The following is a 23344-nucleotide window of genomic DNA, read 5'->3' on the forward strand; positions in this document are numbered from 1 at the left end:
GTCCTCCGGCATATCCTGAACCCGAGTGGCCATCGGCTGACGAAGGGGTCCGAAGGTGCCGTCGATGCTCGATGCGGTTGTGGTGGGTGCGGGACCGAACGGACTGACCGCTGCCGTGGAGCTGGCCCGCCGGGGCTTCTCCGTCGCCCTGTTCGAGGCACAGCCCACCGTCGGTGGCGGCGCCCGCACCGAGGAGCTGACCCTGCCCGGCTTCCGGCACGACCCGTGCTCGGCCGCCCACCCCCTCGGCATCAGCTCGCCCGCGTTCCGCGCGCTGCCCCTGGACCGCTACGGCCTCGAGTGGCTGCACGCGAGCCTGCCCATGGCGCACCCGTTCCCGGACGGCACCGCGGCCGTACTGGCCCGCTCCGTGGCGGAGACGGCCGCCTCCTTCGGCCCGCGTGACGCGGGCGCCTACCGCAGGCTGGTCGGGCCGCTCCTGCCCAAGTGGGACACGCTCGTACGGGACTTCATGTCCCTGCCGCTGACCGCGCTGCCCCGCGACCCGGTCACCCTCGCCCGCTTCGGCCTGGCCGGGCTGCCGCCCTCCACCTGGCTGATGCGCCGCTTCCGCGACGAGCGGTTCAAGGCCCTCTTCTCCGGCCTCGTCGCCCATGTGATGGCCCCGCTGAACGGCCTGGCCACCGGCGCCGTCGGCCTGATCTTCGCCATGGCCGCGCACGCCCGCGGCTGGCCCGTGGCCCGCGGCGGCTCCCAGGCGATCTCGGACGCCCTCGCCGCCTACCTGGTGGACCTCGGCGGCGCCGTCCACACCGACTACGAGGTCAAGCGCCTGGACGACCTGCCGCCCGCGCGCGCGTACGTCTTCGACACCTCGCCCGCCGCGCTCGCCCGCATCGCCGGCTTCGGCGGCTACTACGACCACTACCGTTACGGCCCCAGCGTATTCAAGATCGACTACGCGCTGGACGGCCCGGTCCCCTGGACCGCCCCCGAGGCGCGGATCGCCGGCACCGTGCAGGTCGGCGCGAGCGCGGCCGAGATCGGCGCCGCCCTGCGGGCCGCGTCCCGCCAGGGCCGCGCCCCCGACCCGCCGTTCCTGATCACCGTGCAGCCCAGCGTGGCCGACCCCACGCGCGCCCCGGAGGGCAAGCACGTCTTCTGGGCGTACGGCCACGTCCCCAACGGCTGGAGCGGCGACCTCACCGATGCCATAGAACGCCAGCTGGAGCGCTTCGCGCCCGGCTTCCGCGACCGGATCCTCGCCCGCGCCACCGCGGGCCCGGCCGAGATGGCCGCCCGCAACGCCAACTACGTCGGCGGCGACATCGCCTGCGGCGCGGCCTCCGGGCTCCAGCTCCTGCTGCGCCCCAAACTGTCCCCGTTCCCGTACCACACACCCCACCCGGCCGTCTTCATCTGCTCCTCGGCCACCCCGCCGGGACCCGGCGTCCACGGCATGTCCGGGCACAACGCGGCGAAGGCCGTGTGGAGGAGGCTGAGGCAGACATGACCACCATCACCCTCGTCCAGGGCGACATCACCCGGCAGAGCGCCGACGCGATCGTCAACGCCGCCAACTCCTCGCTGCTCGGCGGCGGGGGCGTGGACGGCGCGATCCACCGCCGCGGCGGCCCCGCGATCCTGGAGGAGTGCCGCAAGCTGCGCGCCTCCCACTACGGCAAGGGCCTGCCCACGGGCCGGGCGGTCGCCACCACGGCGGGCGACCTGGACGCCCGCTGGGTCATCCACACGGTGGGCCCCGTCTGGTCCGACACCGAGGACCGCTCCGAACTGCTCGCCTCCTGCTACCGCGAGTCCCTCCGCACAGCCGATGAGCTGGGTGCGCGGACGGTCGCGTTCCCGGCGATCTCCACCGGCGTGTACCGATGGCCGATGGAGGACGCGGCCCGTATCGCGGTGGAGACGGTGCGCACGGCAGGGACAGCGGTCGAAGAGGTCCGTTTCGTCCTCTTCGACGACCGGGCGTACGAGACGTTCGCCCGGCAGGCCGGCTGAGGAAAGCGTGGTCGGCCCTGCCCCGTCGCGTCCGAGCCCCCGCCGGACGAAGGCGAGCGGCCCGGACGGACCCGGGTCGGTTGCGCTCTCGACGCGGAGCTGATCACCGCGGGCCGCGCTCGTCAGGGCGGCCCGCCCCCGACGTCGCCGGCCAGGGGACCTTGGGGGATGGGCAGCTCGGCCCAGATCGTCTTCCCGGACGCGGCGTACCGCGTGCCCCAGCGCTGGGACATCTGGGCGACGAGGAACAGACCGCGGCCTCCCTCGTCGTCCCGACGCGCTCGGCGCAGGTGTGGTGCGGTGTGCGCGTTGTCGGAGACCTCGCACAGCAGGCAGCGGTCCCTGATCAGCCGCAGCATGACGGGCCCGGTGGCGTACCGGATGCCGTTGGTGACCAGCTCGCTCACCACCAGTGCCGCGGTGAACGACAGTTCGGACAGGCCCCAGGTCGCCAGTTGGCGCTCGGTGATGGTGCGGGCGTGAGCCACCATGGCCGGGTCGGGCGACAGCTCCAGGTCCGCCACGTGCTCGGCGCCGAGCCGGCGGGTGCGGACGAGCAGCAGCGTGGCATCGTCCGCCTGCGGTCCGGGCGGCAGGGCCGACAGTGCCCGGTCGCACAGTTCCTCCAGCGGGGATCGTTGCCAGGCGAGCACCTCGGCCAGGCGATCGATCCCGCTGTCGATGTCGGTGCGCCGGTCCTCCACGACGCCGTCGGTGAACAACGCCACCACGCTGCCGCTGGACAGGCTCAGCTCGACGTTCTCGTAGGGCAGGCCGCCCAGCCCCAGGGGCGGTCCGGGCGCCAGCGCGGACAGGGCCACCGAGCCGCTCGCATCGGCCACGATCGGCGGGGGGTGGCCCGCGCTCGCCCAGACGCACCGGCCACTGACCGGGTCGTAGATCGCGTACAGGCAGGTCACCCCGAGCGCCTCGTCGCTCAGCCCGTCATTCGCGTCCGAACCCTGCGAGACCAGGTCGTCCAGCCGGGTGAGCAGTTCGGCCGGGTCCAGGTCCAGCAGGGCCAGCGTCCGTACGGTCGCGCGCAGCCGGCCCATGGTCGCGGCCGCGTGCACCCCGTGGCCCACCACGTCGCCGACGGTCAGGCCCACTCTGGCCCCGGACAGCGGGATCACGTCGAACCAGTCTCCGCCCACGCCCACGCGGCTGTCGGCAGGCAGGTACCGGTACGCCACCTCGACCGCGCTCTGCTCGGGCAGGTGCTGTGGCAGCAGACTTCGCTGCAGTACCAGGGCTGCCGCATGCTGACTGGTGTACCGGCGGGCGTTGTCGATGCCGACGGCGGCTCGCTCGGCCAGTTCCACGGCGAGCGTGTGCTCCTCGGAGCCGAAGGGGTCGGGGTTGCTGCTGCGCCGGAAGGTGGCAAGGCCCAGGACCGCATCGCGGGTGAGCAGCGGGACGAACAGGCAGGAGTGCGGGGCGGCCGGTCCCGGGTCGCCCGGTGCCCCGGGCGGGGACGCGTCGGCGACCGGGCGGCCGGTGGCCAGGCTCAGAGCCTGCGGTGACGACGGTGGGTAGGAGACGGGAGTGGTCCGGAACTCCTCGGGGGTCCGGCCGTGCATCCGCAGCAGGCTGTGACCGGGCGCCGAGCCCGTCGGCGGCTGCCGTCCCTCGATCACCGCCGGCGGCAGGTCGACCAGCACCTCGTCGGCCAGCTGCGGTACCGCCACGTCGGCAAGCTCCGCGGCCGTACGACGCACGTCCAGCGAGGCACCGATGCGCTTTCCTGCCCGCACCAGCAACGACAGCCGTTCCTGGGCGCGGTAGCGGTCGGTGATGTCCAGGGACTCCTCGAACAGCCCCAGCGGTTCGCCCCGCGCGTCCACCAGCCGGTGGTAGGAGCAGGACCAGACGTGCTCGCGCACCGGGTCGGCGGGGGCACGCCCGCGATAGTGCATGCCCATGATCGGTTCCCCCGTCGTCAGCACGTGCTCCATGATCTGGTCTTCGTCCGGGGGGTGGTGCCGGGAGATGAATTCGCCTTCGGGAAAGAGATCCTCGGCCGGCCGGCCGATGTACTGGGCGATCCCCGCGAGCTCCAGATCGGTGGAGACGTTGCCCCAGACGACGCGCATGTCGGTGTCGAAGATCGTCAGGCCCACGGAGGACTCGGTCGCCAGTCCCTGCAGCATCGCCAGCTGTGCCTCCCAGCCGCGCAGCTCCTCCAGGTCGGCCGCGACCACGACGGTCGCGGCGGCGCCCCGGTGCGACAGCGGGGTGAACGTCACGGCCGCGCGCAGGGAACGTCCGTCCCGACAGCAGAGGTCAAGGACGGTGCTGCGGGGCTTGTGCGCCTTGCAGAGGGCGGACAGCCGCTGCCCCGGGGCCTTGGCCAGCAACCGGGCGGCCGACTGGCCGAGTACGTCCTCGGGCGCATGTCCGAGGAGTCGCTGGGCCGAGGATCCCCACCCGGCGATGCGGCCTTCGTCGTCCAGCACCGCGGCGGCAGCCTTGGAGAGGTCCAGAGGACTGTGGAAATCGACGTCGGCCGCATTCGGAAAACGATCCATGGGCACCGCTTCCCTTCGTGCTCCCTCAGCATCCCGTGCCACACGTCCGACGACAACCGCACGCGCGATCGCCGTCCTGCTCACACAGGGCGACCGCCGGCTTCCCGGACGCGACCACCATGCGGCGCAGAGGGAGCGTTCCCGATCATCCGCTCCGGGCGTTCCGCAGCACGCCACCGGCGCTTTCGTCGTGTTCACGCAACGCGATCCGGGCCAGTTTCGTCAGCATCATGCCGTTGCGGATCGCGACGATGTAGTCCACCGGGAGCCCGTGCATCCGGGTTCCGGGGCCCCGGAGGGGGTGCCAGTCGAGGACGAAGAGGGTGTGTTCCCCCCAGGGGATCAGGTTCATGGCGATGCGGGCCGCGCCGAAGGGATCCGCCTTCGCCTCCAGTTCCAGACGGTGTCGCGGCTCGCAGATGCGGACGACGCAGGTGTCGTCCAGGGTCAGGGGACCGACGCCGACCCGGACGCGGAGGCGCGCGCCCACGTCCGGCCAGTGCGGATCCGCGGCGAGGACCTGTTGAGTGCCGGTCACCCACTCCCCGTAGCGAGAGCCGTCGGACAGCAGACTCCAGACCTCTGACGGCGAGCTGAGGATCAGACGGCGGTTCCGGGCCACGCCGACCACGCTCCTTCTGGAGGACGGGGACAGGGGAGGCGCCGTTGGCTCTTCGACAGTAGCCGCGCGGTACACGCCGGGCATCCGCAGCCGTCGGCGGGCCCGCCGACCGGGGGAAGCACCGCCGAGGCCATTCGGAGGCGCTGTGGTGGCGTCCGCCACGGCCGTCCCGCACGGTGGAGCCGTACGCGGCGGACGCGCCGTCGCTCGACCGAACCGCGCCAGGCCCGTGGGAGGACCGTGTGACCGCTTCGCCGCCCGCCACCGAGGCACCCCCGGCCCGGTACGACGACCTGCGGGCCATGGTGATCAACTGCACCCTCAAACGCTCGCCGGAGACCAGCAACACCCAGGGGCTGATCGACCGGAGCACCGCCGTCCTGGACGCCCAGGGAGTGCGCGTCGACGTCGTACGGGCCGTGGACCACGACATCGCCACCGGCGTGTGGCCCGACATGAGGGAGCACGGCTGGGCGACGGACGCCTGGCCGGACCTGTACCGGCAGGTCATGGCGGCCGACATCCTCGTGCTGGCCGGGCCCATCTGGCTCGGTGACAACAGCTCCGTGATGAAGCGCGTGATCGAACGCCTCTACGCCTGCTCCAGCCTGCTCAACGAAGTCGGCCAGTACGCCTATTACGGCCGCGTCGGCGGCTGCCTGATCACCGGCAACGAGGACGGCGTCAAGCACTGCGCCATGAACGTGCTCTACAGCCTGCAGCACCTGGGGTACACCATCCCTCCCCAGGCGGACGCCGGTTGGATCGGCGAGGCGGGCCCGGGCCCCTCGTACCTAGACTCCGGCTCGGGCGGTCCGGAGAACGACTTCACCAACCGCAACACCACCTTCATGACCTGGAACCTGCTGCATCTGGCCAGGGCGTTGAAGGATCTCGGCGGCATCCCCGCTTTCGGCAACCAGCGCACCGCCTGGGACGCCGGCTGCCGCCACGACTACGAGAACCCCGAACACCGGTAGGGGCGGCGACGACCCGCCGCGCGGGGAGGCAGACATGCTCGTACGGTGAGGGAAGGCGCCCTGTTCACTCGAATGGGCGTGTGTTTCAGGAGGTTGAACCCATGACCACCGCCGCAGAGATCATGCATACCGGGGCCCAGTGGATCCCGCAGACCGAGACCCTCGACCGGGCCGCTCAGCTGATGGCGCGCCTGAACGTGGGTGCACTGCCCGTCAGCGATGCCGACGAGCGACTGTGCGGCATCATCACCGACCGTGACATCGTCGTGAAGTGCGTGGCCAAGGGTCACGATCCGTCGAAGGTGACGTGCGGCGATCTGTCGCAGGGCACGCCGCGCTGGATCGACGCGGACGCGAGCGTGGACCAGGTGCTTGACGAGATGGAGTCGAACCAGATCCGCAGGCTGCCGGTGATCCAGGACAAGAGGCTCGTCGGCATGATCAGCGAGGCCGATCTGGCCAGGCACCTGACGGACGAGCAGATCGCCGGCTTCGTCGAGAAGGTCTACGCGACGCGCTGACCGGCCTCAGCTCAGGAGCTGGCGCTTCTGGTTCTCGAACTCCTGGTCCGTCAGGATCCCTTGCGCCTTCAGGTCGGCCAGCTGCTTGAGCTGATCGATCTTCTGGGTCATCTCGTCGGGCGCGGCGGGCTGCGGTGCGGCAGGAGCAGGGGGCGGTGCCGGCTCCTGCTGCTGTGCGTAGTCCTGCTGCGCCCATCGCCCCGCCTGCCGGCGTGAGACGCGGTTGGACACGGCGGTGGCGGTTCCGGCGACGACGGCAGTGCGTGCGACGCCCCGAAGCAGTCCGGGCATGTTCAGTCATCTCCCATGTGTCAACGCACCGGGCCGGTACGGTGCCGGCCCGCGCGGTCGGCCGGTCAGGCGGCGGTGGAGCCGCCGGGGGGCACCGTCTCCTCCGTGGCCTCCAGCGACGCCAGCAGGGCCTGTACGGGGATACGGCCGCCCGCGACGAGCTGGGCCCCGCTGCGCCTGAGCGCACGGGCCAGGGGAGCGGCCCACAGGTTCTCGTACACCAGTACCGCGGCCGAGTTGCCGGGCTCCAGCGCATGGCCGGCCTCGTCGAGGTCGCTCTGATCCAGCAGTCCGGACGAGGCGCCCTCGAAGACGGTCAGATCGACTTCGTCACCGAGGTCGCGCAGCTCCAGGGCGGCGACCGAGCCGTCGGTCTCCTTGCGGACGAAGGCGAGGTCGAGGATCCGGACGACATGACGCTCCGCGAGATCGACCAGCAAGGGGAAGGCCTCGCCCGTCATACGGTTCCCGGGGAACTCGATGACCACGTAGTCGACGGGGCCCATATCTTCGATGCCGTTCATGAGCACTCCTGGGGCGTGGGGGGAGCGGGGACCGTTCGTCCGTCCCCACCACGTCTGCGTGGCAGCGCCCCCGCCTCGGCGGTCGTCAGCCCTCCTGGACATTCCAGCACGCGGCGTGAGGCCTCGCACGTCCGCGTACGACGCCCACGCCACCCCGCCCTCCGGGGTGCCGCAGGGCGCCCCGGCCCCCACTCTGGTCGCAGGGCTCTGGTCGCAGGGAAAGGAGCGAGGCCATGTCGACCACCGGGTGGGCGCCGTCCGTGGCCGGGCGCCGGTCGTACCGCCGAAGTGCGCTCGCGGGACCCTGATGGCACTGCGCGGGCACGGGAAGCGGCATCCTGAACCGGGGTGGTGGCACGAGCGGGCCACCAGGCTGGTGGCCCGGGCGAAGTCGGTGCACCGGGAGGCGGAGACCCGGTTTCCGGTCGTCACGCATCTGGCGGACCGCATGGTCTCCGTGAACATCTTCGACTCCGCCACCCGCCTGGCGGCGCAGTGCTTCCTGACCGCCGTCCCGCTGCTGTTCGTGATCGCGGCCTACGCTCCGCCCGCGCTGCGGCACCAGCTGATCAATTCCGTGCGGGCGGTGTTCGGGCTCACGGGTGCGGCCAACGCCGAACTGGAGCAGCTGCTCCAGCCCACGACGGACGACCTTCAGCAGGCCACCGGCATCGTGGGCGGACTGATGGTGCTGCTGTCGGCCACCGCGGTCAGCCGGGCCATGCAACGCCTGTGCAAACGCGTCTGGGAGATCCCCAGGGCGGGCACCCGGATCGCCCCCTGGCGATGGCTGGCCTGGCTCGCCCTGTGGATCGGTGTCCTGGTCGTCCAGGGCCCCCTGCGCGACGGGTTCGGGGTGGGCCCCTGGCTGGGCTTCCCCCTCACGCTGGCCAGTCAGGCCGGCCTGTGGTGGTGGACCCAGCATCTGCTGCTCGGCGGCCTGATCGGCTGGAAGCCCCTGCTGCCGGGTTCCGTGATCGCGGCGGTCGCCCTCACCACGATGGCCGTCACCGCGCGCCTGTACATGCCGCGGGCGCTCGACCGCGCCCTGGCCGAGTACGGCCCCCTCGGTTCCGTGTTCGTGCTGTTGTCCTGGCTGATCGTGGTCTGTGTCGCGGCCGCCGTCAGCGTCACCGTGGGCGCCGTCCTGGCGCAGGAGCCCTTCCTGGCAAGCCGCCTGGGCAGCCCGCCTCCCCGGCGCAGCCGGGAAACGTAGGGCCTCCTCGCCCTCGTCCATTCGGTCCTGCCCAGCGCGCGCCGGGCCCGCACGGCTGACCCAATGGGGATGTTCAGGCACCCGATCGCGCCGGAGGCCCCGTGACAGAGCCGCCCGCCCCACACCCGCCGGGCCCGGACCCCGAGCCCACGGCCGGCGGCGAGGCCGAGGCACACCGAAGCGCGGGCCGAGCCGCCGGCCGCGTCGCACGCAGCACCGCCTCCGCCGTTCTGATCGTGCTGACCTGCATCCTCGTCCCCATCGCCCTGCTCGCGACCTGGGTGCACGACATCGTGCTCGACACCGACAGGTACGTGTCCACGGTCGCGCCGCTGGCCACCGAACCCGCCGTCCAGGACGCGGCGGTCCACCGGATCACCGAGGCCGTGGGCGCCCGGGTGGACGGCCCGCAGGTCGCCGCCGACATCGCCGGCTGGCTCCAGTCCGAGGGGCTGCCCCCACGGGCCGCCGACGCACTCAAGAGCCTGGGCCCGCAGATCGACTCCGCCGTGAACCAGGCGGTGACCAGGATCGCCACCCGGGTGGTCGACAGCGACGCCTTCGCGACGACGTGGCGCTTCGCCAACCGCGAGGCCCACCAAGTCGTCGTGCACGCCCTGACCGGAGAGGGCCGCGGCGCCGTCGGGGTCAGCGACGGCACGGTCACCCTGGACGTCGGCACGGCCGTCGACCGGGTCAAGAAGGAGCTGGTCGACGCCGGCCTGAAACCCGCCGACAAGATCCCCCAGGTGAACAAGCAACTCGTGCTGTTCCACTCCGACGAACTCGCCAAGTTCCGCAAGGCCGCTCACCTGCTCGACGTCGTCGGGAACTGGTTTCCGGTGCTCGTCGTCCTCTTCGGGGTCGCCGGGGTGTTCCTGGCCCACCGGCGACGCCGGGCCCTGGTCCGCACCGCGCTGGGCGCCGCCTTCGCCTGCCTGGTGGTGGCCGTCGCCCTGGTCGTGGCACGCCGCTACTACCTGGACCACCTGCCGCCCGAGGTGCAGTCGAAGGCCGCCGCCGCGGCCGTCTTCGACACACTGCTGCGTTTCCTGTGGGTCAGCCTGCGCACCGCCGTCGTGCTGGGCGTGGTCGTCGCACTGGGCGCCTATCTCATCGGGCCGGGCAGGCTGCCGGTGGCGATCCGCGGCGTCTCCGAGAACACCGCTGACTCCGCCGCCCGGTGGGCGGCCGCCCACCACATCCACACCGGGCGGGCCGGCAGCTGGGCGCTGGCCTACCGCCGGGGCCTCACCCTTGCCGCCCTGCTGGTCATCGCGCTCGTCTTCGCACTCTGGAACCACCCGACCGTGCTCACCGTCCTGCTCCTGGTCCTCGTCCTGCTCGCCGTCCTGGTCGTCGTCGCGCTGCTGGCGGCCGGCGGCCGTACCCAGCTCGACGCGGCACGCGGGGCACCGGGCCGGCCCGGGGACGCGCCCTGACGGAAGCACTCGCCGGACCCGGTGACGTCGTCGGGGGCCGAAGGACGCATGGACCGCAGGGACGTAACGACGGCCCGACCGTCCCTGTGCGAACTGCGCACGGGCGGGAAGCCTGGGATCCTGATCGAGTAGGAGAACGCCGTCCATGGCCTGATGGGCAGGGGTGGTGACCCCGTGGCTGCACTGCACGACAATGCGCGGGGATCGTCCGTTCCGTACGTCGATCCCCTGGGAGAGCCGTTTCTGCAGACACGGTTCGCCCTGCCGGTCAGGCCGGCCACCTTCCTGCGCCGCCCCCGGCTGGCCGAACACCTCGACCAGGTCTTCGAGACACCCTTGACGATGGTCAACGGCTCGGCCGGCGCGGGCAAGACCCTGCTGGTCGCGGACTGGGCCTCCCGGCTCGGACGACCGGTCGCCTGGTTCACCAACGAGGCCGGCGACCAGGGCTGCGGAATGTTCTGGGCCTATGTGCTCCAGGCCCTGCGCGCCGCGAGGGTGACGCTCCCCGCCGAGATCGGCTGCCCCGGGGACCCGAGCCGGATGGATCACAGACTGCTGGCCCGCCTCGCCGACGAACTCAGCGGCCGTGAGCAGCCCGCCCTGCTCGTGCTCGACGAGTTCGACCGGGTGACCGCCCCGCAGATAGCGGAACAGCTGGAGTTCGTCCTGCACCACGCCGGGCCGGGACTGCGCCTGATCCTCGTCACCCGCACCGAGCCACTGCTCCCCCTGCACCGCTACCGGGCCGCCGCGGCCATGACCGAGATCCGGGACGCCGAACTGGCCTTCACCGCCGACGAGGCGGCCGCTCTCCTGGAACTGCACGGACTGCGGCTCCCGCCGGAGGCCACACGCGCCCTGGTCGAGCGCACCCGGGGCTGGGCCGCCGGGCTGCGCCTGTGCGCGATGGCCGCCCGGCAGAGCCCGGATCCCGAGGCGTACCTGAAGGACTTCGAGGCGGGCCGGAGCACGGTCGCCGACTTCCTGCTCGCCGAGGTGCTGAAACGGCAGACGGCCCGGACCCAGGACCTCCTGCTGCGCGTCAGCGTCGTGGAGCGCTTCTGCCCCGGACTTGTCCAGGCGCTCACGGGCCGCAGCGGCGTCGAGCCGATCCTGGCCGAACTGCAGGGCCAGAACGCGTTCGTGGAGGACCTCGGGCACTCGTGGTACCGACTGCACCCGCTCTTCGGGGAAATCCTGCGGGCCCATCTGCGGGTCCGCTCGCCGGGACTCGAACCGGAACTCCACCGGCGTGCCGCGCAGTGGCTGCGGGCTTCCGGATCCCTGCCGGAGGCGCTGGGGCACGGCGCCGCCGCGGGGGACTGGGAGCTCACCGCCGCAGCCCTGGTCGACGACCTGGCGATCGGCCAGCTCTTCACCGGCCTGCGCGCGGACGACCTCACCGAGCTGTTCGCACGGATGGGGCCCGAGACCACGAGCGCGGCGGCGGACCTGGTGCGCGCCGCGCGCGAGCTGTCCGAGCACGATGTCGGCCGTGGCCTGGTCCATCTGCGGCGGGCCGAGGAACGCCTGGCCGCACAGGCGCCCGACGCCGCGGGCAGGCTGAGCTGCGTACTGCTGGAGTCGCTGGCGGCCCGGCTGACCGGTGCGCCCGGCAGAGCCGAGAAGGCCCTGGCGACGGCCGCGGAACTGCGCAGCGAGGTACCCGCCCACCTGCTGGACAAACACCCAGAACTCACCGCCCTCCTGCTGATCCACCTCGGCTCGGCCCGGCTGTGGGCCGGTCGCTTCGAGGACGCACGTACCGTCCTGGCCGAGGTGGCCGACTGCCCCGGCGGCGCCTCGACGGCATTGCCCCGGGAGGACTCCCTCGCACACCTGGCGCTGATCGACTATCTGCACGGCTGGCTGGGCCGGGCGGAGCGCAGGGCACTGGCGGCCATGAGCGAAACGGAGCAGTTCGGTCCGCGCCGGCCCTCCGGTTCAGGACTCGGGCAGCTGGTGCTGGCGGCCGTGGCCGTCGATCGCGACGACCTCGGGCAGGCCCAGCTGCTCCTGGACGAGGCGGCCGCCTTCGGCCCCGCCGCCTCCGACCCGGTGACGGCGGCGGGCCGGTCCCTCGCGACGGCACGCCTGCTGCTGGCGCGCGGTGACCCGGCCGCGGCCGCGGCGGCGGCCGACCCCGCCGTACCCGCTCTCGTGGCCTCCCCCTGGGCGGACGTCCACACGGCGCTGGCCGTCTCCGCCGCCTATCTGGCCGAGGGCCGGCCGGAGAGCGCCGCGAAGGTGCTCGACGAGGTGCCGTACGACGCAGAGCCCGCGTACGCGGCCGAGCTGGCCTGGGCCCGGCTCGCCGCCGGGAACCGTGACGCGGCCGTCGATCTGCTCGACCGTTCGCAGACCCGGGGCCTTACCGGCCCGGGTGTGACGGTGCGGGCCGCGCTGGTGCGCGCCCGGGCCGCCCACGAGGCGGGGGACACCGACACCGCCCGCAAACTGCTCGCCCGGGCCCTGCTGGACGCCCGGCGGGAACGGCTGCGGCGCCCCTTCCTCGAAGCCGGACCGTCCATGCGGCACCTCCTGGACTCACCACCCCTGCAGGCCCTGGCCGCGGGCTGGCTCACACCCGGCCGCGCCGCGCCGCACGGCGGGCCGGGCGAGGCCGCGGACCCCTCCTCCCTGGTCGTCGAGGAGCTGAGCGGACGAGAGCGCGAGGTGCTGCAACGGCTGGCCCAGATGATGTCCACGGAGGAGATCGCCGCCGACCTGTACGTCTCGGTCAACACCGTCAAGACCCACCTCAAGAGCGTCTACCGCAAACTCGGGGTGAACCGGCGCGGCGACGCGGTGCGCCGCGCCCGCGACCGTGGACTGATGTGACCTCCGGCCGGCTCGCCCGCGGCGGGTGAGGCGAGGGCCCAGCGCCTCCGGTGCGATGAAGGCGGCGGCCGGTCGAGGATTTCCGCACCGAGGTCACCGCCCTCCGGACCGTCGTCACGCCGCGCCGGGCCGCAGGCCCGCAGCCGTCGGAAGGCGACGCACCTGCCGGCCCGTCCGGCGCCACGCAGTGACCGCGAAGGGATACGGGCGATGTCCTCAACCAGCCACACCACGGCGCGGGAACGCCGAGCCGGGCGCCGGGCCCACGCCGACTACACCGGCGCGGTCTACGGGTCGATGCTCGCCGCCTCGGTGGTGATCGGCGCCGGCGCCCTGGGCGAGTTCCCCCTCGTGCAGCTCGTCCTCCTGCTGCTGCTGAGCGGCCTCGTGTTCTGGGTCGGGCATGTCCACGCGCAGCTGTTCGGAGCCCGTCTGGCGCAGCGGCCCCTGGACCGGCCGACCATCGTGCGGGTGTGCCGTGAGGAGTGGCCGATCGTCGAGGCGGCCGTCCCGCCGGCCCTCGCCGTCGCCGTGAGCCCGCTGCTGGGCCTGGACGTGGCGGGTGCCGTCTGGCTGGCGGTCGCGGTGGCCGTGGCCGGGCAGGTGGGGTGGTCGGCGGCCGGCGCACGGAAGGCGGGCGCCTCCTGGGGGCTGGTGGCGGGCACCGCCACGATCAATCTGCTGCTCGGCCTGGTGATCATCTCGTTCAAGCTCGCCCTGACGCACTGATCCCGGGCGCCGGATCACCTGCCCCGGGTGAGGCCGGGCGCCGCCGTGCGGAGCAGGATCGCAAGCAGACCGCAGGAGGCCCGCGGCGGGAGAAGCGGCACATGCGCTACGAGATCCGTGTCGATGGACTCATGTCGGAGACGCTGACCAAAGCCTTCCCGGAGCTGGACCACGTCAAGATGTCCGGTCAGACGGTCCTGTTCGGCCGCATCATCGACGAGGCGCACCTCTACGGGCTGCTGCACCGCTGCCAGTCGCTGGGGCTGCGCGTCGTGGAGATGCGGCAGGTGCCGGAGTGACCGCCCCTGCCCGGGACGGCATGACCGCCCCCGCCCGGGACGGCCGCCGCCCTCACTGCCCGGCCGCCACGACCCGCCCCGAGCGCACCGCCTCGCCCAGCGTCTCGAAGTCCCGCTCGTTCTGATCCGCGTAGGCCTGCGCGAAGCCGGCCAGCGCGCGGTCGAAGCGGTCACCGCCGCCCAGGTAGGCGGCGATGGCGACGGGATCTCCGGAGCGGGCGTGGGCCCGTGCCAGCGAGGCCCCGCACACCCGCCCGAACAGGTTCAGCAGAGCCGGGTCCATGGTGTCCGGCCGGGCGATGCCCTTCCAGTCGCGCAGCTGGCGCACATAGAAGTCCCGGCCGCGCCCGTCGAGGCCCAGGACATGCGTCCAGCCCAGGAAGATGTCGCTGGTCGTCTGGATGAGCCGCTGCCCGGCCACCACCCGGCGGCCCTGGTTGTCGTACCGTTCGCCGCCCGTGTGCGCCGCGAGCACCGACTCCTGCGCCTCCTTGGCCTGCAGCAGCAGGGGATCGTCGTCGTCCCGGCCCAGCAGGAGCAGGATCCAGCACCGGGTTCCGACGCTGCCGACGCCCACCACCTTCCGGGCCATGTCCACCAGCCGGTAGTGGCGCAGCAGATGCCGCCGGTCCGCCGGCAGCGTGCGCGCATAGCCCTCCAGCAGCGCCTGCAGCTCCTTGTCCTCCTCCTGGGAGGTCACGTCCTGCAGCTCCCGCAGCGGGGTGATCAGCGGCGGGTCGGGCGCGATCCGCCGGCCCTCGGGTGTGAGGTGCGTGAGCTGCGCGAAAGCCTGCAGGTGGGTGCGGGCACGGGCACGGGCGGTCGCCTCGGCCGTACGGCGCCTGCTCTGCCTGCTCATCGAGGAGGCCAGCAGCGTACGCATCACGTCGGCGTCGTCCTGGGCGTACCAGATGTCCAGCGTGCGCATGCCGGCGAACTCCCGCATCCGGTCCCGGTAGGCCCGCACACAGGTGCGCACCGCCTCGTTCTGCACGCCGGCCGGGAAGCCGTTGGCGCGGCCCGCGAGGGCGAAGCTGGCCGCCAGCCGTTTGACGTCCCATTCGAACGGACCCGGGAAGGTCTCGTCGAAGTCGTTGATGTCGAAGACCAGATGCCGTTCCGGCGAGGCCAGCAACCGGAAGTTCAGCAGATGGGCGTCTCCGCACAGCTGCACCCGGAGCCCGCTGTCCGGCAGCGGGCCGAGGTCCGTCGCCATCACCGCGGCCGCACCGCGGTAGAAGCGGAACGGGGACTCGAGCATGCGGCCGTAGCGGACCGGCACCAACCCGGACACCCGGGTGGCCGACTGACGCTCCAGCACATCGATCACGTCCGGCCGGTCAGGCGCCGTCTCGAACACGCCGTGGCCCGACCGCGGGGCACGCGTACGGGCGTTCCTGCCGCAGGCCACCCGGTCGGCCAGTGACCGGGAGACGGTGAAGGCGCTCGGTGCGGTCATGACTCACCCTCCTGGTCCACAAGCCTGCCGTCGCTTGCCGATCCGGCTCCCGGCGGGGGCCGGAGGGCCACGCGGGCCGTCCGCCCATGGACCCGATCCCACCCCACCGCCCCGGCCGGGTGGCGGGATCACCCGTGATGGGTGATCCGGTGCGGCGGCCGCGCGGGTGACGCTGTCCCGGTGAGGGGTCCGCACACGCCGCCCCCGCCGGCGGTCCGGACACGATCCGTTCGATCACGCGAGGAGGAGCCATGACCGAGTCGCGTGGTCCGGAACCGCGTACCGGACCGCCGCTCCCGCCCCGGGGAGCGGCCACCGGCCCGGGCGACGCCATGACGGCGCTCGCCCGGTCGTGGACCTGGCTCCTGGGTTCGGCGATCGTGACGCTCGTACCGGGTGTGCTGATCCTCGTCTGGCCGGACGAGACGCTGCACGTCCTGGCCGTACTCATCGGCCTCTACCTGCTGGCCATGGGCGCGTTGCGGTTCGTCACGGCCTTCTCCCGGGAGGGACACGGGGAACGGATTCCCGGACTGCTGATCGCGGTGCTGTACGTCCTGGCCGGTGTCCTGTGTCTGCGCAATCCGCTGCAGACCATCGCCGCGCTGTCGCTGATCGTCGGGGTCGCCTGGCTGGTGTCCGGCATTCTCACCCTCTACACGGCGATCGCGACCGAGGACCTCCCGCACCGCGGTGTCGTCCTCGCCGGCGCGCTGCTCGCCATCGTCGCCGGGATCGTCGTGCTGGCCCTGCCCACCGAGTCGGCACGGGCGTTGACCCGGCTGCTCGGTCTGTGGCTGGTGCTGCTCGGCCTGGTCGAACTGGCGGTCGCCTTCGCGTGGCGGTCCGCACTGCGCAGAAGCGGCGTGGCGCCGGGCGCCTCCGGCCCGACCGGCTGAGTCCCCCTTCGTACCCGCCACGTTCACCCGCCACGATCACCCGCGTCGGGTGAAGCGCCCCCCGCTCGCCGTGTGCACGCTGAAACCAGCGGAAACCGGCTTGTCGGGCCGCCTCACCAACGGAGGAGAGACATGAGCGCGCAGACCTACCTCGCGTACGACTATCCGCTGTTGAGCGCCTTCTGGACCATGCTGTGGTTCTTCCTGTGGATCATGTGGTTCATCCTGCTGTTCCGGATCATCGTCGACATCTTCCGTGACGACGACATGAGCGGATGGGGCAAGGCCGGCTGGACTCTGTTCGTGATCGTGCTGCCCTTCCTGGGCGTCCTCATCTACGTGATCGCCCGCGGCAAGGGCATGGGGAAGCGGGAGATCGCACAGGCACGCGCCCAGCAGGAAGCCTTCGACTCCTACGTCCGGGAGACCGCGAAGGGCACCGCCCCGACCAGCAGCGCCGACGAACTGGCCAAGCTCTCCGAGATGCGGACCCGCGGCGACATCACCGAAGAGGAGTTCCGCAAGGCGAAGGAGCTGGTGCTCAGCGGCGCCGGACCGGCGAAGAGCTCCGAGGCCCTGCACACCACGCCCGGGCACTGAGCCCGAGCCACGGATACGAATCGAGGCAGTCGCATGGCCGCAAACCCGACCCGCGCGCACACGCACACCGCCAAACAGCAGTGGGCCTACGGCCTGACGTCCTTCGCGGGCGTCATGCTCCTCATCTGCGGGCTGCTCGGAGTGTTCCGGGGCATCATGGCGATCGCCCAGGACGACGTCTTCGTCAGCACCCCGAACTACGTCTTCAAGTTCGACCTCACCAGCTGGGGCTGGATCCACCTGATCCTGGGTGCGATCGCCGTGGCCGTCAGCTTCGGTCTGTTCGGGCCGGCGACGTGGGCACGCGTCGGCGGCGTGGCCATCGCCGGGCTGATCATCATCGCCAACTTCCTCTCCCTGCCGTACTACCCGGTCTGGTCGGTCGTGATGATCGCGCTGTCCGGCTTCATCATCTGGGCCCTGTGTGTGGTCAAGCCGGACGACACGGTCCAGGGACCGTAGGGCCCGGCGGGAGGAGAACCCATGGACCGGTATCCGCCCATCGCGGAGCACGGCATGGTGGGCGACCTTCAGACGGCCGCCCTGGTGTCGTCGGACGGAACCGTCGACTGGTGGTGCACGCCCCGGTTCGACTCGCCCAGTGTCTTCGCCTCGCTCCTGGACAGTGAGCGAGGCGGGCACTGCCGGCTCGCGGCGGAGTTCCCGGACGGGAACCGGATGTCGGTCCGGCAGCTGTACCTGTCCGACACGGCCATCCTGATCACCCGGTTCATGGGACCCGGCGGCGTCGGCGAGGTCGCCGACTTCATGCCACCTCTCGACTCGACGACACCCACCGACCGGCACCGCCTGATCAGGATCGCCCGGGTGGTGCGGGGCAGCCTGCCCTTCGCCTTCGCCTGCCGGCCGCGCTTCGACTACGGGCGCGCCCGGCACACACTCGACCGCACCGACGACCACGCCGCCGTCCTGCGCGGCCCGGGCACGGACCTGCACGTCCAGTCCACGACCGGGGCACCGCTGCGGGTCGACGGCGACGACGTCGCCGCCCGCTTCACCCTCTCCGCCGGACAGGCCGTCGCCTTCGTCCTTACCACCACGGCCGGTGGCGACCCGGCCCCGCCCGCGCCGTCCCTGCAGGGGATCGCCGAGGACGTGGAGCAGTGCCGCCGCTTCTGGCTGTCCTGGCTGCGCTCCTGCACCTACCGCGGACGCTGGCAGGACATGGTGAACCGGTCGGCGATCACCCTCAAACTGCTCACCTACGCGCCGACGGGGGCACCCGTCGCCGCGGTCACCATGGGACTGCCCGAGCAGATCGGCGGGGAGCGCAACTGGGACTACCGCTACACCTGGATCCGGGACGCCTCGCTGTCCGTGGGCGCCCTGATCGGGCTGGGCTTCGACGAGGAGGCGCACGCCTTCCGCCGCTGGCTGCACGACCGGGTCGAGGCCGGCGGCACCGCCTCGGGCGACCCGCTGCAGATCATGTACCGGGTGGACGGCGAACCTCACCTGACCGAGGAGATCCTCGACCACCTGGAGGGATACCGGGGCTCACGGCCGGTGCGGGCGGGCAACGCGGCCGCCGACCAGCTCCAGCTCGACATCTACGGCGAGGCCTCCGACGCCCTGGTGGTCAGCGGGGACGTCGGATCGATCCGCGGCTGGACGGCGCTGAGCGGCGTACTGGACTGGCTGACCGAGAACTGGGACCGGCCGGACGAGGGCATCTGGGAGACCCGGGGAGGCCGGCAGAACTTCACCTACAGCCGGCTGATGACCTGGGTGGCGTTCGACCGTGGCGTCCGCGCGGCCGTCCGGTTCTCCCGCCCGGGCGACGTCAGCCGCTGGACGCAAGCCCGGGACACGGTCTTCCGCCAGATCGTCGAGCGGGGCTGGCACGAGAAACGGCAGGCCTACGTCCAGCACTTCGACACCGACGTGCTGGACGCCTCGTTGCTGCTCATGCCCCGGGTCGGTTTCCTCTCCCCGCACGACCCGGACTGGATCAGCACCCTCGACGCCATGGACATGGAACTGGTCAGCGACAGTCTGGTCTACCGGTACGACCCCGCGGCCTCGCCCGACGGACTGCGCGGCTCCGAGGGCACGTTCAACCTGTGCAGCTTCTTCTACGTCGAGGCGCTGGCCCGCACCGGCCGGCTCCACCAGGCCCGGCACGCCTTCGACAAGATGCTCACCTACGCCAACCACGTCGGCCTGTTCGCCGAGGAGATCGGCCCCTCGGGCGAGCAACTCGGCAACTTCCCCCAGGCGTTCACCCATCTCTCCCTGGTCACCGCGGCCATGGCACTCGACGAGGAGCTGGGCCGGGCCAAGAACGGGCCCGACATGGAACGAGCCCGGACCCTCGCCGTCTTCGGCCTCACCGAGGCCCCGGATCCCACGGGCGGGAGCGCCGGCGGTGGCTGACAGGGCAGGGCCGACGCAGGCGCGGCCGGGGCAGCAGAGGGTGCTCGCCGCGCTGGCCCTCGCCCAGTTCATCTGCAGCTTCGCCGGCTCCAACATGAACGTGATGATCAACGACATCAGCAAGGACCTGGACACCACGGTCCAGGGCGTCCAGGTGGCCATCACCCTCTTCCTGCTGGTCATGGCCGCACTGATGATCCCCGGAGGCAAACTGACCGACCGCTACGGCCGCAAGCGGTGCTTCGTCGTCGGTCTCGTCGTCTACGCCGTCGGCGCGCTGCTGAGCGCGGCGGCACCGGGACTCGGTGTCCTCATCCTGGGCAATTCGATCCTGGAGGGAATCGGCACCGCCCTGCTCATCCCTCCCGTCTACATCCTCACCACACTCCTCTACCCGGACCTGACCTCCCGCGCCCGGGCGTTCGGGATCATCATGGCGCTGGGCGGCATCGGAGCCGCCGCGGGACCGCTGATCGGCGGGCTCATCACCACCGGCATCAGCTGGCGCGCGGCCTTCGTGTTCCAGGCGCTGGTCATCGCACTGATCGTCGGGCTGAGCCGCGGCATCGAGGACCCCCTGCCGCCGGACCCGACCCGCTCCTTCGACACCGCCGGAGCCGTCCAGTCCGCGGCGGGCCTGGTCCTGGTCGTCATGGGCATCCTGGCGGCGGACAACAACGTCTGGCTGATGATCGGCCTGATCGCCCTCGGCGTCCTCGTCCTCGCCTGGTTCTTCCGCTCGGCGCGCGCCAAGGAACGGGCCGGCCAGGAGCCGCTGCTGTCGCTCGGCCTGTTCCGCAACCGCACCTCCAACCTCGGACTGATCACGCAGAACGTCCAGTGGCTGCTGCTCATGGGCACGTCCTTCACGGTGGCCGCCTACCTCCAGGTGGTCCGCGGCTACGACGCCATCCAGACCGGGGTGATCTTCACGGCGGCCACGCTCGGCCTGCTCCTGACCTCGCTGTCCGCCGAGGCCCTGGCGCGGCGGCTGCCCCAGCGGACCCTGATCATGACGGGCTTCGTGCTCTCCGTCGTGGGCGTGGCGGTGCTGGTCGGCCTGGTCGGCGGCTTCTCCACGGGCTGGGCCTTCGTGCCCGGGCTCCTGCTCATCGGGCTCGGGCTGGGCGTGATGCTGACGCCGTCGGTGAACGTCGTCCAGTCGAGTTTCCCGGAGGACCAGCAGGGCGAGATCTCCGGTCTGTCCCGCAGCGTGTCCAACCTCGGCTCGTCCTTCGGCACGGCGATCGCCGGCACCATCCTCGTCTCCGGACTCACCACGGGCGCCTACGCCGCCGCGATGATCACGCTGGCCGTCATCGGACTCGGCGGCTTCGCCGCGGCGGCGCTCCTGCCGGGGAAGCCGGACCGCACGGCGGCCGGCGACACCGCCGTCACCGCACCGGGCGGCCACGGCTGACCGCCCGCCTCAGGCCGCAAGCTCCCCCCGCTCCGCAGCGCCTCCGGGCACCCGTGGCATCATCGGCCCGGGTCAGGACCAAACCGTACGTAGCCGATGACGGTCGTACGCGGTCGCAGGCAGCCGTACAAGGAGCACGATGAACCCCACCGCCACCGCCCCGCCCGCGGTGGGCACCTCGCTGCTGGACGGCTTCTCCCTGGAGATGACGGGCAAGGACGTGCCGAAGCTGGAGGAGGCCCACGCCACCATCCCCCGGGGCACCCGGATCAACGTCACCTTCCTCGGCAACGAGGACCTCGGCATGCGGCTGGCCGCCGCCCGCGCGGTCAAACGGCTCGGCTTCGTCCCCGTCCCGCACATCTCCGCCCGCCGTCTGCCCTCCCAGCGGCACCTGGAGGAGTTCCTGACCGGCCTGGCGGCAGACGGCACCGCCGAGAACGTGTTCGTCGTCGGCGGCGACCCCGCCCGCCCCGAGGGCCCGTACGAGGACGCCCTCGCCGTCATCCGCACCGGACTGCTCCAGCGCCACGGCGTACGGCACGTCGGCATCAGCGGCTATCCGGAGGGCCACCCGGCGATCGCCGAGCCCTCGCTGTGGTCGGCGCTCGGCGACAAGAGCGAGGTGCTCGGGGCGCAGCGGATCGCCGGCGACGTCATCACCCAGTTCGGCTTCGACGCCGACGCGGTGCTCGGCTGGGTGGCGGACGTCCGCGCCCGGGGCGTCGGTCTGCCCGTTCGCATCGGCGTGCCGGGCCCCGCCGGCGTACGCCGGCTGATGACCTACGCCACCCGCTTCGGCGTCGGCACCAGCGCCTCCATCGCGCGCAAGTACGGCTTCTCGCTGACCAACCTCATGGGCACGGCCGGCCCGGACCGCTTCCTCCACACGCTCGCCCGGGGGTACGACCCCGCGCGGCACGGTGCGGTGAAGGTGCACTTCTACACCTTCGGGGGGCTGCGGGCCACCTCCGAGTGGGTCGCCCGGTTCCGCCACGGCGACCGGGCGCACTGACGCCCTCCTCGGCCCTGTTCTCGTACGGCTACGGGACAAGCGGCGCTGCGTGACACCTACGTTGCGGGCTCCGGTCCTGACCTCGATCAGGTCCTCCGGCTCCCGGTCCTGCCGCACCCGCCTGCCCTCCTGCTGGCGTCACTCGCCAGGAAAACGAGCCGCCCGGGAGGGGGATGCGACGATCGCACCGGTTCTGCAGCGCCACATGTCCGGTTGCCGAGCCGTACGAGAACAGTGCCTCGTCTGTTCGGTATGACGGTCGTCCGCCCATGGGTCGATGGCCATATCTGATGGGTGGGCACGCGGTGCGGCCGTCCGCCCTGGACGTGTCATCGCTGCTCGTCGCTCTTGCGCTGCTCATGCCAGGGCTCTATAACGTCTCCAGCAGGTATCGGCGGGGATGGCCGGAAATGGCAGTTGCCGCCGACCAGGGGGGATCCTCGGCTCCGCCGCGATCGGCATCAGCGTCCGCAGACCGACGGAGACCGAACCATGACCGACGACGCCTATCGTGCTGCCCTGACCCGCCTCGCCGTCGACCCGGACTTCCGGGCCCATCTCGACGGCGACACCGACGAGGTGGCACGAAGACTCGGCCTGACACCCGCACAGGTCGCCGAACTCCGCTCCCTCCGCGTCGAGTCCGGCACCGACGGGGGACCGGCCGCACTCGACCCAAGGCTGTCCAAGTCGTCCCTGTTCTTCGGCAGCGCGGCGCATGCGCCGGCGCACCACGACATCCCGGCCGACCACGGCACAGCCGCTGACCACGGCACCGCGGTCACGGGCGACGTCTCCACGGCCCACGGCGCCTCCACGGCCCACCTCCCGGCTGACCACGTCTCCGGTGGCCACGACGTCTCCGGCGGCCACGACGCGCCGGCCCCGGCCTCCGCCGACCACGGGTCCGGCCCGGAGAGCGCCGGCGGCCCGGACGTGGCCTCGACCGTCTCCCACAGCCTGCTCGGCGGCCCCCTGCTGGACCGGTCTCCGGCCGAGGTGGCCGGGGGACCTGGGGAGTTCGGCGCCTTCGGTGACTTCGGCGACCTCGGGGACTTCGGTGGGTTCGGTGGGCACGGGAGCGAGGGGCCGGGCGCGGACCTCGGCAGTCTCGGAGGGCAGGCCGGGGAAGGTGCCGAGGGCGGCTTCGGTGACTTCGGGGTCGGGGGCGACGGCGGGTTCGAAGGGCCCGAGGGCGGCTTCGGCGGCGGTGCCGACGGCGGGTTCGGGGGAGCCGGCGGCGGTTTCGGCGATGGTGGTCCGGGCTCCGGCGGTTTCGGTGACGGCGGTTTCGGCGATGGTGGTCCGGGCTCCGGCGGATTCGGCGATGGCGGTTTCGGCGGCGGTGGTGTCGGTTCCGGTGGCTTCGGCGATCTCGGGGGACACGGCGGCTTCGGCGGGGAGGGCGGCGGGGACGCCGGTCACTTCGGCCACGGCGGCATCTACGACCGTGACGGCGGCGACGGCGGCGGCGACGGCGGAGGCGACAGCGGTGGTGGCGACAGCGGTGGTGGCGGCGACAGCGGTGGTGGCGGTTCGGAGAACGGCCGGCGTCCCGGTGGCGGTGGCGGTGGCGGC

20 protein-coding genes and 1 pseudogene are annotated in these 23344 nt (G+C 72.2%); 16 read left to right on the forward strand and 5 right to left on the reverse strand.

The features are described from left to right. Positions 1–55 precede the first annotated feature (55 nt). Together ACIRU3_RS28695 and ACIRU3_RS28700 are read left to right on the forward strand one after the other, a co-directional pair. Positions 56–1474, forward strand: coding sequence for a phytoene desaturase family protein (locus tag ACIRU3_RS28695; RefSeq protein ID WP_404061956.1), 1419 nt, complete (start codon positions 56–58; stop codon positions 1472–1474). After that, a complete protein-coding gene (locus ACIRU3_RS28700; RefSeq protein ID WP_404061959.1) occupies positions 1471–1980 on the forward strand; it encodes an O-acetyl-ADP-ribose deacetylase in 510 nt (169 codons plus the stop codon). The genes ACIRU3_RS28695 and ACIRU3_RS28700 overlap by 4 nt, the downstream gene beginning before the upstream one ends. 122 nt (positions 1981–2102) lie before the next feature. Here ACIRU3_RS28700 and ACIRU3_RS28705 read toward each other — a convergent pair whose 3' ends face one another. Both ACIRU3_RS28705 and ACIRU3_RS28710 read right to left on the reverse strand, forming a co-directional pair. Next, positions 2103–4508 carry a SpoIIE family protein phosphatase gene (locus ACIRU3_RS28705; RefSeq protein ID WP_404061962.1) on the reverse strand — a complete coding sequence of 802 codons (2406 nt, stop codon included), beginning with the start codon at positions 4506–4508 and terminating at the stop codon, positions 2103–2105. Positions 4509–4653: 145 nt separating this feature from the next. After that, positions 4654–5130, reverse strand: coding sequence for an SRPBCC family protein (locus ACIRU3_RS28710; protein ID WP_404061964.1), 477 nt, complete (start codon positions 5128–5130; stop codon positions 4654–4656). Positions 5131–5372: 242 nt separating this feature from the next. On the opposite strand from ACIRU3_RS28710, the gene ACIRU3_RS28715 reads away from it, so the two are divergent. Together ACIRU3_RS28715 and ACIRU3_RS28720 are read left to right on the forward strand one after the other, a co-directional pair. Further along, the gene (locus ACIRU3_RS28715; protein ID WP_404061967.1) at positions 5373–6110 is read left to right on the forward strand and encodes a flavodoxin family protein; all 738 of its coding nucleotides are present in this window, start codon (positions 5373–5375) and stop codon (positions 6108–6110) included. A gap of 101 nt (positions 6111–6211) precedes the next feature. Beyond that, positions 6212–6631, forward strand: a complete 420-nt coding sequence (locus ACIRU3_RS28720; RefSeq protein WP_404061969.1) for a CBS domain-containing protein — start codon at positions 6212–6214, stop codon at positions 6629–6631. Positions 6632–6637: 6 nt separating this feature from the next. On the opposite strand, the gene ACIRU3_RS28725 is transcribed toward ACIRU3_RS28720, so the two are convergent. Together ACIRU3_RS28725 and ACIRU3_RS28730 are read right to left on the reverse strand one after the other, a co-directional pair. Next, positions 6638–6922, reverse strand: a complete 285-nt coding sequence (locus ACIRU3_RS28725) for an SHOCT domain-containing protein (protein WP_404061973.1) — start codon at positions 6920–6922, stop codon at positions 6638–6640. A 65-nt stretch (positions 6923–6987) separates the two neighbouring features. After that, a complete protein-coding gene (locus tag ACIRU3_RS28730; protein WP_404061976.1) occupies positions 6988–7446 on the reverse strand; it encodes a DUF6325 family protein in 459 nt (152 codons plus the stop codon). A 115-nt stretch (positions 7447–7561) separates the two neighbouring features. On the opposite strand from ACIRU3_RS28730, the gene ACIRU3_RS28735 reads away from it, so the two are divergent. From ACIRU3_RS28735 to ACIRU3_RS28755, 5 genes are all read left to right on the forward strand, one after another. Next, positions 7562–8662 (forward strand): YhjD/YihY/BrkB family envelope integrity protein, encoded by a 1101-nt coding sequence (locus ACIRU3_RS28735; RefSeq protein ID WP_404061979.1) that lies wholly within the window; start codon positions 7562–7564, stop codon positions 8660–8662. A 101-nt stretch (positions 8663–8763) separates the two neighbouring features. After that, on the forward strand, positions 8764–10104 hold the full coding sequence (locus ACIRU3_RS28740) for a hypothetical protein (RefSeq protein WP_404061982.1): 1341 nt from the start codon (positions 8764–8766) through the stop codon (positions 10102–10104). A gap of 153 nt (positions 10105–10257) precedes the next feature. Continuing rightward, positions 10258–12948 carry a LuxR C-terminal-related transcriptional regulator gene (locus ACIRU3_RS28745; protein ID WP_404061985.1) on the forward strand — a complete coding sequence of 897 codons (2691 nt, stop codon included), beginning with the start codon at positions 10258–10260 and terminating at the stop codon, positions 12946–12948. Between the two features lie 210 nt (positions 12949–13158). Then, positions 13159–13677: a hypothetical protein gene (locus ACIRU3_RS28750; RefSeq protein WP_404061987.1), complete on the forward strand. Its 519-nt coding sequence runs from the start codon at positions 13159–13161 to the stop codon at positions 13675–13677. A 101-nt stretch (positions 13678–13778) separates the two neighbouring features. Continuing rightward, positions 13779–13976 (forward strand): hypothetical protein, encoded by a 198-nt coding sequence (locus ACIRU3_RS28755; protein ID WP_404061990.1) that lies wholly within the window; start codon positions 13779–13781, stop codon positions 13974–13976. 52 nt (positions 13977–14028) lie between these two features. On the opposite strand, the gene ACIRU3_RS28760 is transcribed toward ACIRU3_RS28755, so the two are convergent. Continuing rightward, positions 14029–15435 (reverse strand): DUF2252 domain-containing protein, encoded by a 1407-nt coding sequence (locus ACIRU3_RS28760; RefSeq protein ID WP_404061992.1) that lies wholly within the window; start codon positions 15433–15435, stop codon positions 14029–14031. A 251-nt stretch (positions 15436–15686) separates the two neighbouring features. Between ACIRU3_RS28760 and ACIRU3_RS28765 the strand changes: the two genes are divergently transcribed. From ACIRU3_RS28765 to ACIRU3_RS28795, 7 genes and pseudogenes are all read left to right on the forward strand, one after another. After that, on the forward strand, positions 15687–16334 hold the full coding sequence (locus tag ACIRU3_RS28765) for an HdeD family acid-resistance protein (RefSeq protein ID WP_404061994.1): 648 nt from the start codon (positions 15687–15689) through the stop codon (positions 16332–16334). Positions 16335–16466: 132 nt separating this feature from the next. Beyond that, a complete protein-coding gene (locus ACIRU3_RS28770; RefSeq protein WP_404061996.1) occupies positions 16467–16934 on the forward strand; it encodes an SHOCT domain-containing protein in 468 nt (155 codons plus the stop codon). A gap of 33 nt (positions 16935–16967) precedes the next feature. Beyond that, positions 16968–17396, forward strand: coding sequence for a hypothetical protein (locus ACIRU3_RS28775; protein WP_404061998.1), 429 nt, complete (start codon positions 16968–16970; stop codon positions 17394–17396). A 21-nt stretch (positions 17397–17417) separates the two neighbouring features. Next, positions 17418–19331 carry a glycoside hydrolase family 15 protein gene (locus ACIRU3_RS28780; protein WP_404062001.1) on the forward strand — a complete coding sequence of 638 codons (1914 nt, stop codon included), beginning with the start codon at positions 17418–17420 and terminating at the stop codon, positions 19329–19331. Beyond that, complete coding sequence (locus tag ACIRU3_RS28785; protein ID WP_404062004.1) at positions 19324–20751, forward strand: MFS transporter; 1428 nt, start codon at positions 19324–19326, stop codon at positions 20749–20751. Before ACIRU3_RS28780 ends, ACIRU3_RS28785 begins: the two co-directional genes overlap by 8 nt. 139 nt (positions 20752–20890) lie before the next feature. Next, positions 20891–21766 carry a methylenetetrahydrofolate reductase gene (locus ACIRU3_RS28790; RefSeq protein ID WP_404062006.1) on the forward strand — a complete coding sequence of 292 codons (876 nt, stop codon included), beginning with the start codon at positions 20891–20893 and terminating at the stop codon, positions 21764–21766. 492 nt (positions 21767–22258) lie between these two features. After that, a pseudogene (locus ACIRU3_RS28795) lies at positions 22259–23344 on the forward strand (hypothetical protein); the annotation flags it as partial.

The organism is Streptomyces sp. NPDC101151 (assembly GCF_044768335.1).
GTDB lineage: Bacteria > Actinomycetota > Actinomycetes > Streptomycetales > Streptomycetaceae > Streptomyces.

What these genes read in the sequence shown, in the direction of transcription:
- ACIRU3_RS28705 (WP_404061962.1), bottom strand. Translation starts at nt 4,508, where the DNA reads ATGGATCGTTTTCCGAATGCGGCCGACGTCGATTTCCACAGTCCTCTG.
- ACIRU3_RS28700 (WP_404061959.1), top strand. Translation starts at nt 1,471, where the DNA reads ATGACCACCATCACCCTCGTCCAGGGCGACATCACCCGGCAGAGCGCC.
- ACIRU3_RS28725 (WP_404061973.1), bottom strand. Translation starts at nt 6,922, where the DNA reads ATGCCCGGACTGCTTCGGGGCGTCGCACGCACTGCCGTCGTCGCCGGA.
- ACIRU3_RS28775 (WP_404061998.1), top strand. Translation starts at nt 16,968, where the DNA reads ATGGCCGCAAACCCGACCCGCGCGCACACGCACACCGCCAAACAGCAG.
- ACIRU3_RS28730 (WP_404061976.1), bottom strand. Translation starts at nt 7,446, where the DNA reads ATGAACGGCATCGAAGATATGGGCCCCGTCGACTACGTGGTCATCGAG.
- ACIRU3_RS28720 (WP_404061969.1), top strand. Translation starts at nt 6,212, where the DNA reads ATGACCACCGCCGCAGAGATCATGCATACCGGGGCCCAGTGGATCCCG.
- ACIRU3_RS28770 (WP_404061996.1), top strand. Translation starts at nt 16,467, where the DNA reads ATGAGCGCGCAGACCTACCTCGCGTACGACTATCCGCTGTTGAGCGCC.
- ACIRU3_RS28755 (WP_404061990.1), top strand. Translation starts at nt 13,779, where the DNA reads ATGCGCTACGAGATCCGTGTCGATGGACTCATGTCGGAGACGCTGACC.
- ACIRU3_RS28765 (WP_404061994.1), top strand. Translation starts at nt 15,687, where the DNA reads ATGACCGAGTCGCGTGGTCCGGAACCGCGTACCGGACCGCCGCTCCCG.
- ACIRU3_RS28780 (WP_404062001.1), top strand. Translation starts at nt 17,418, where the DNA reads ATGGACCGGTATCCGCCCATCGCGGAGCACGGCATGGTGGGCGACCTT.
- ACIRU3_RS28750 (WP_404061987.1), top strand. Translation starts at nt 13,159, where the DNA reads ATGTCCTCAACCAGCCACACCACGGCGCGGGAACGCCGAGCCGGGCGC.
- ACIRU3_RS28760 (WP_404061992.1), bottom strand. Translation starts at nt 15,435, where the DNA reads ATGACCGCACCGAGCGCCTTCACCGTCTCCCGGTCACTGGCCGACCGG.
- ACIRU3_RS28745 (WP_404061985.1), top strand. Translation starts at nt 10,258, where the DNA reads ATGGGCAGGGGTGGTGACCCCGTGGCTGCACTGCACGACAATGCGCGG.
- ACIRU3_RS28790 (WP_404062006.1), top strand. Translation starts at nt 20,891, where the DNA reads ATGAACCCCACCGCCACCGCCCCGCCCGCGGTGGGCACCTCGCTGCTG.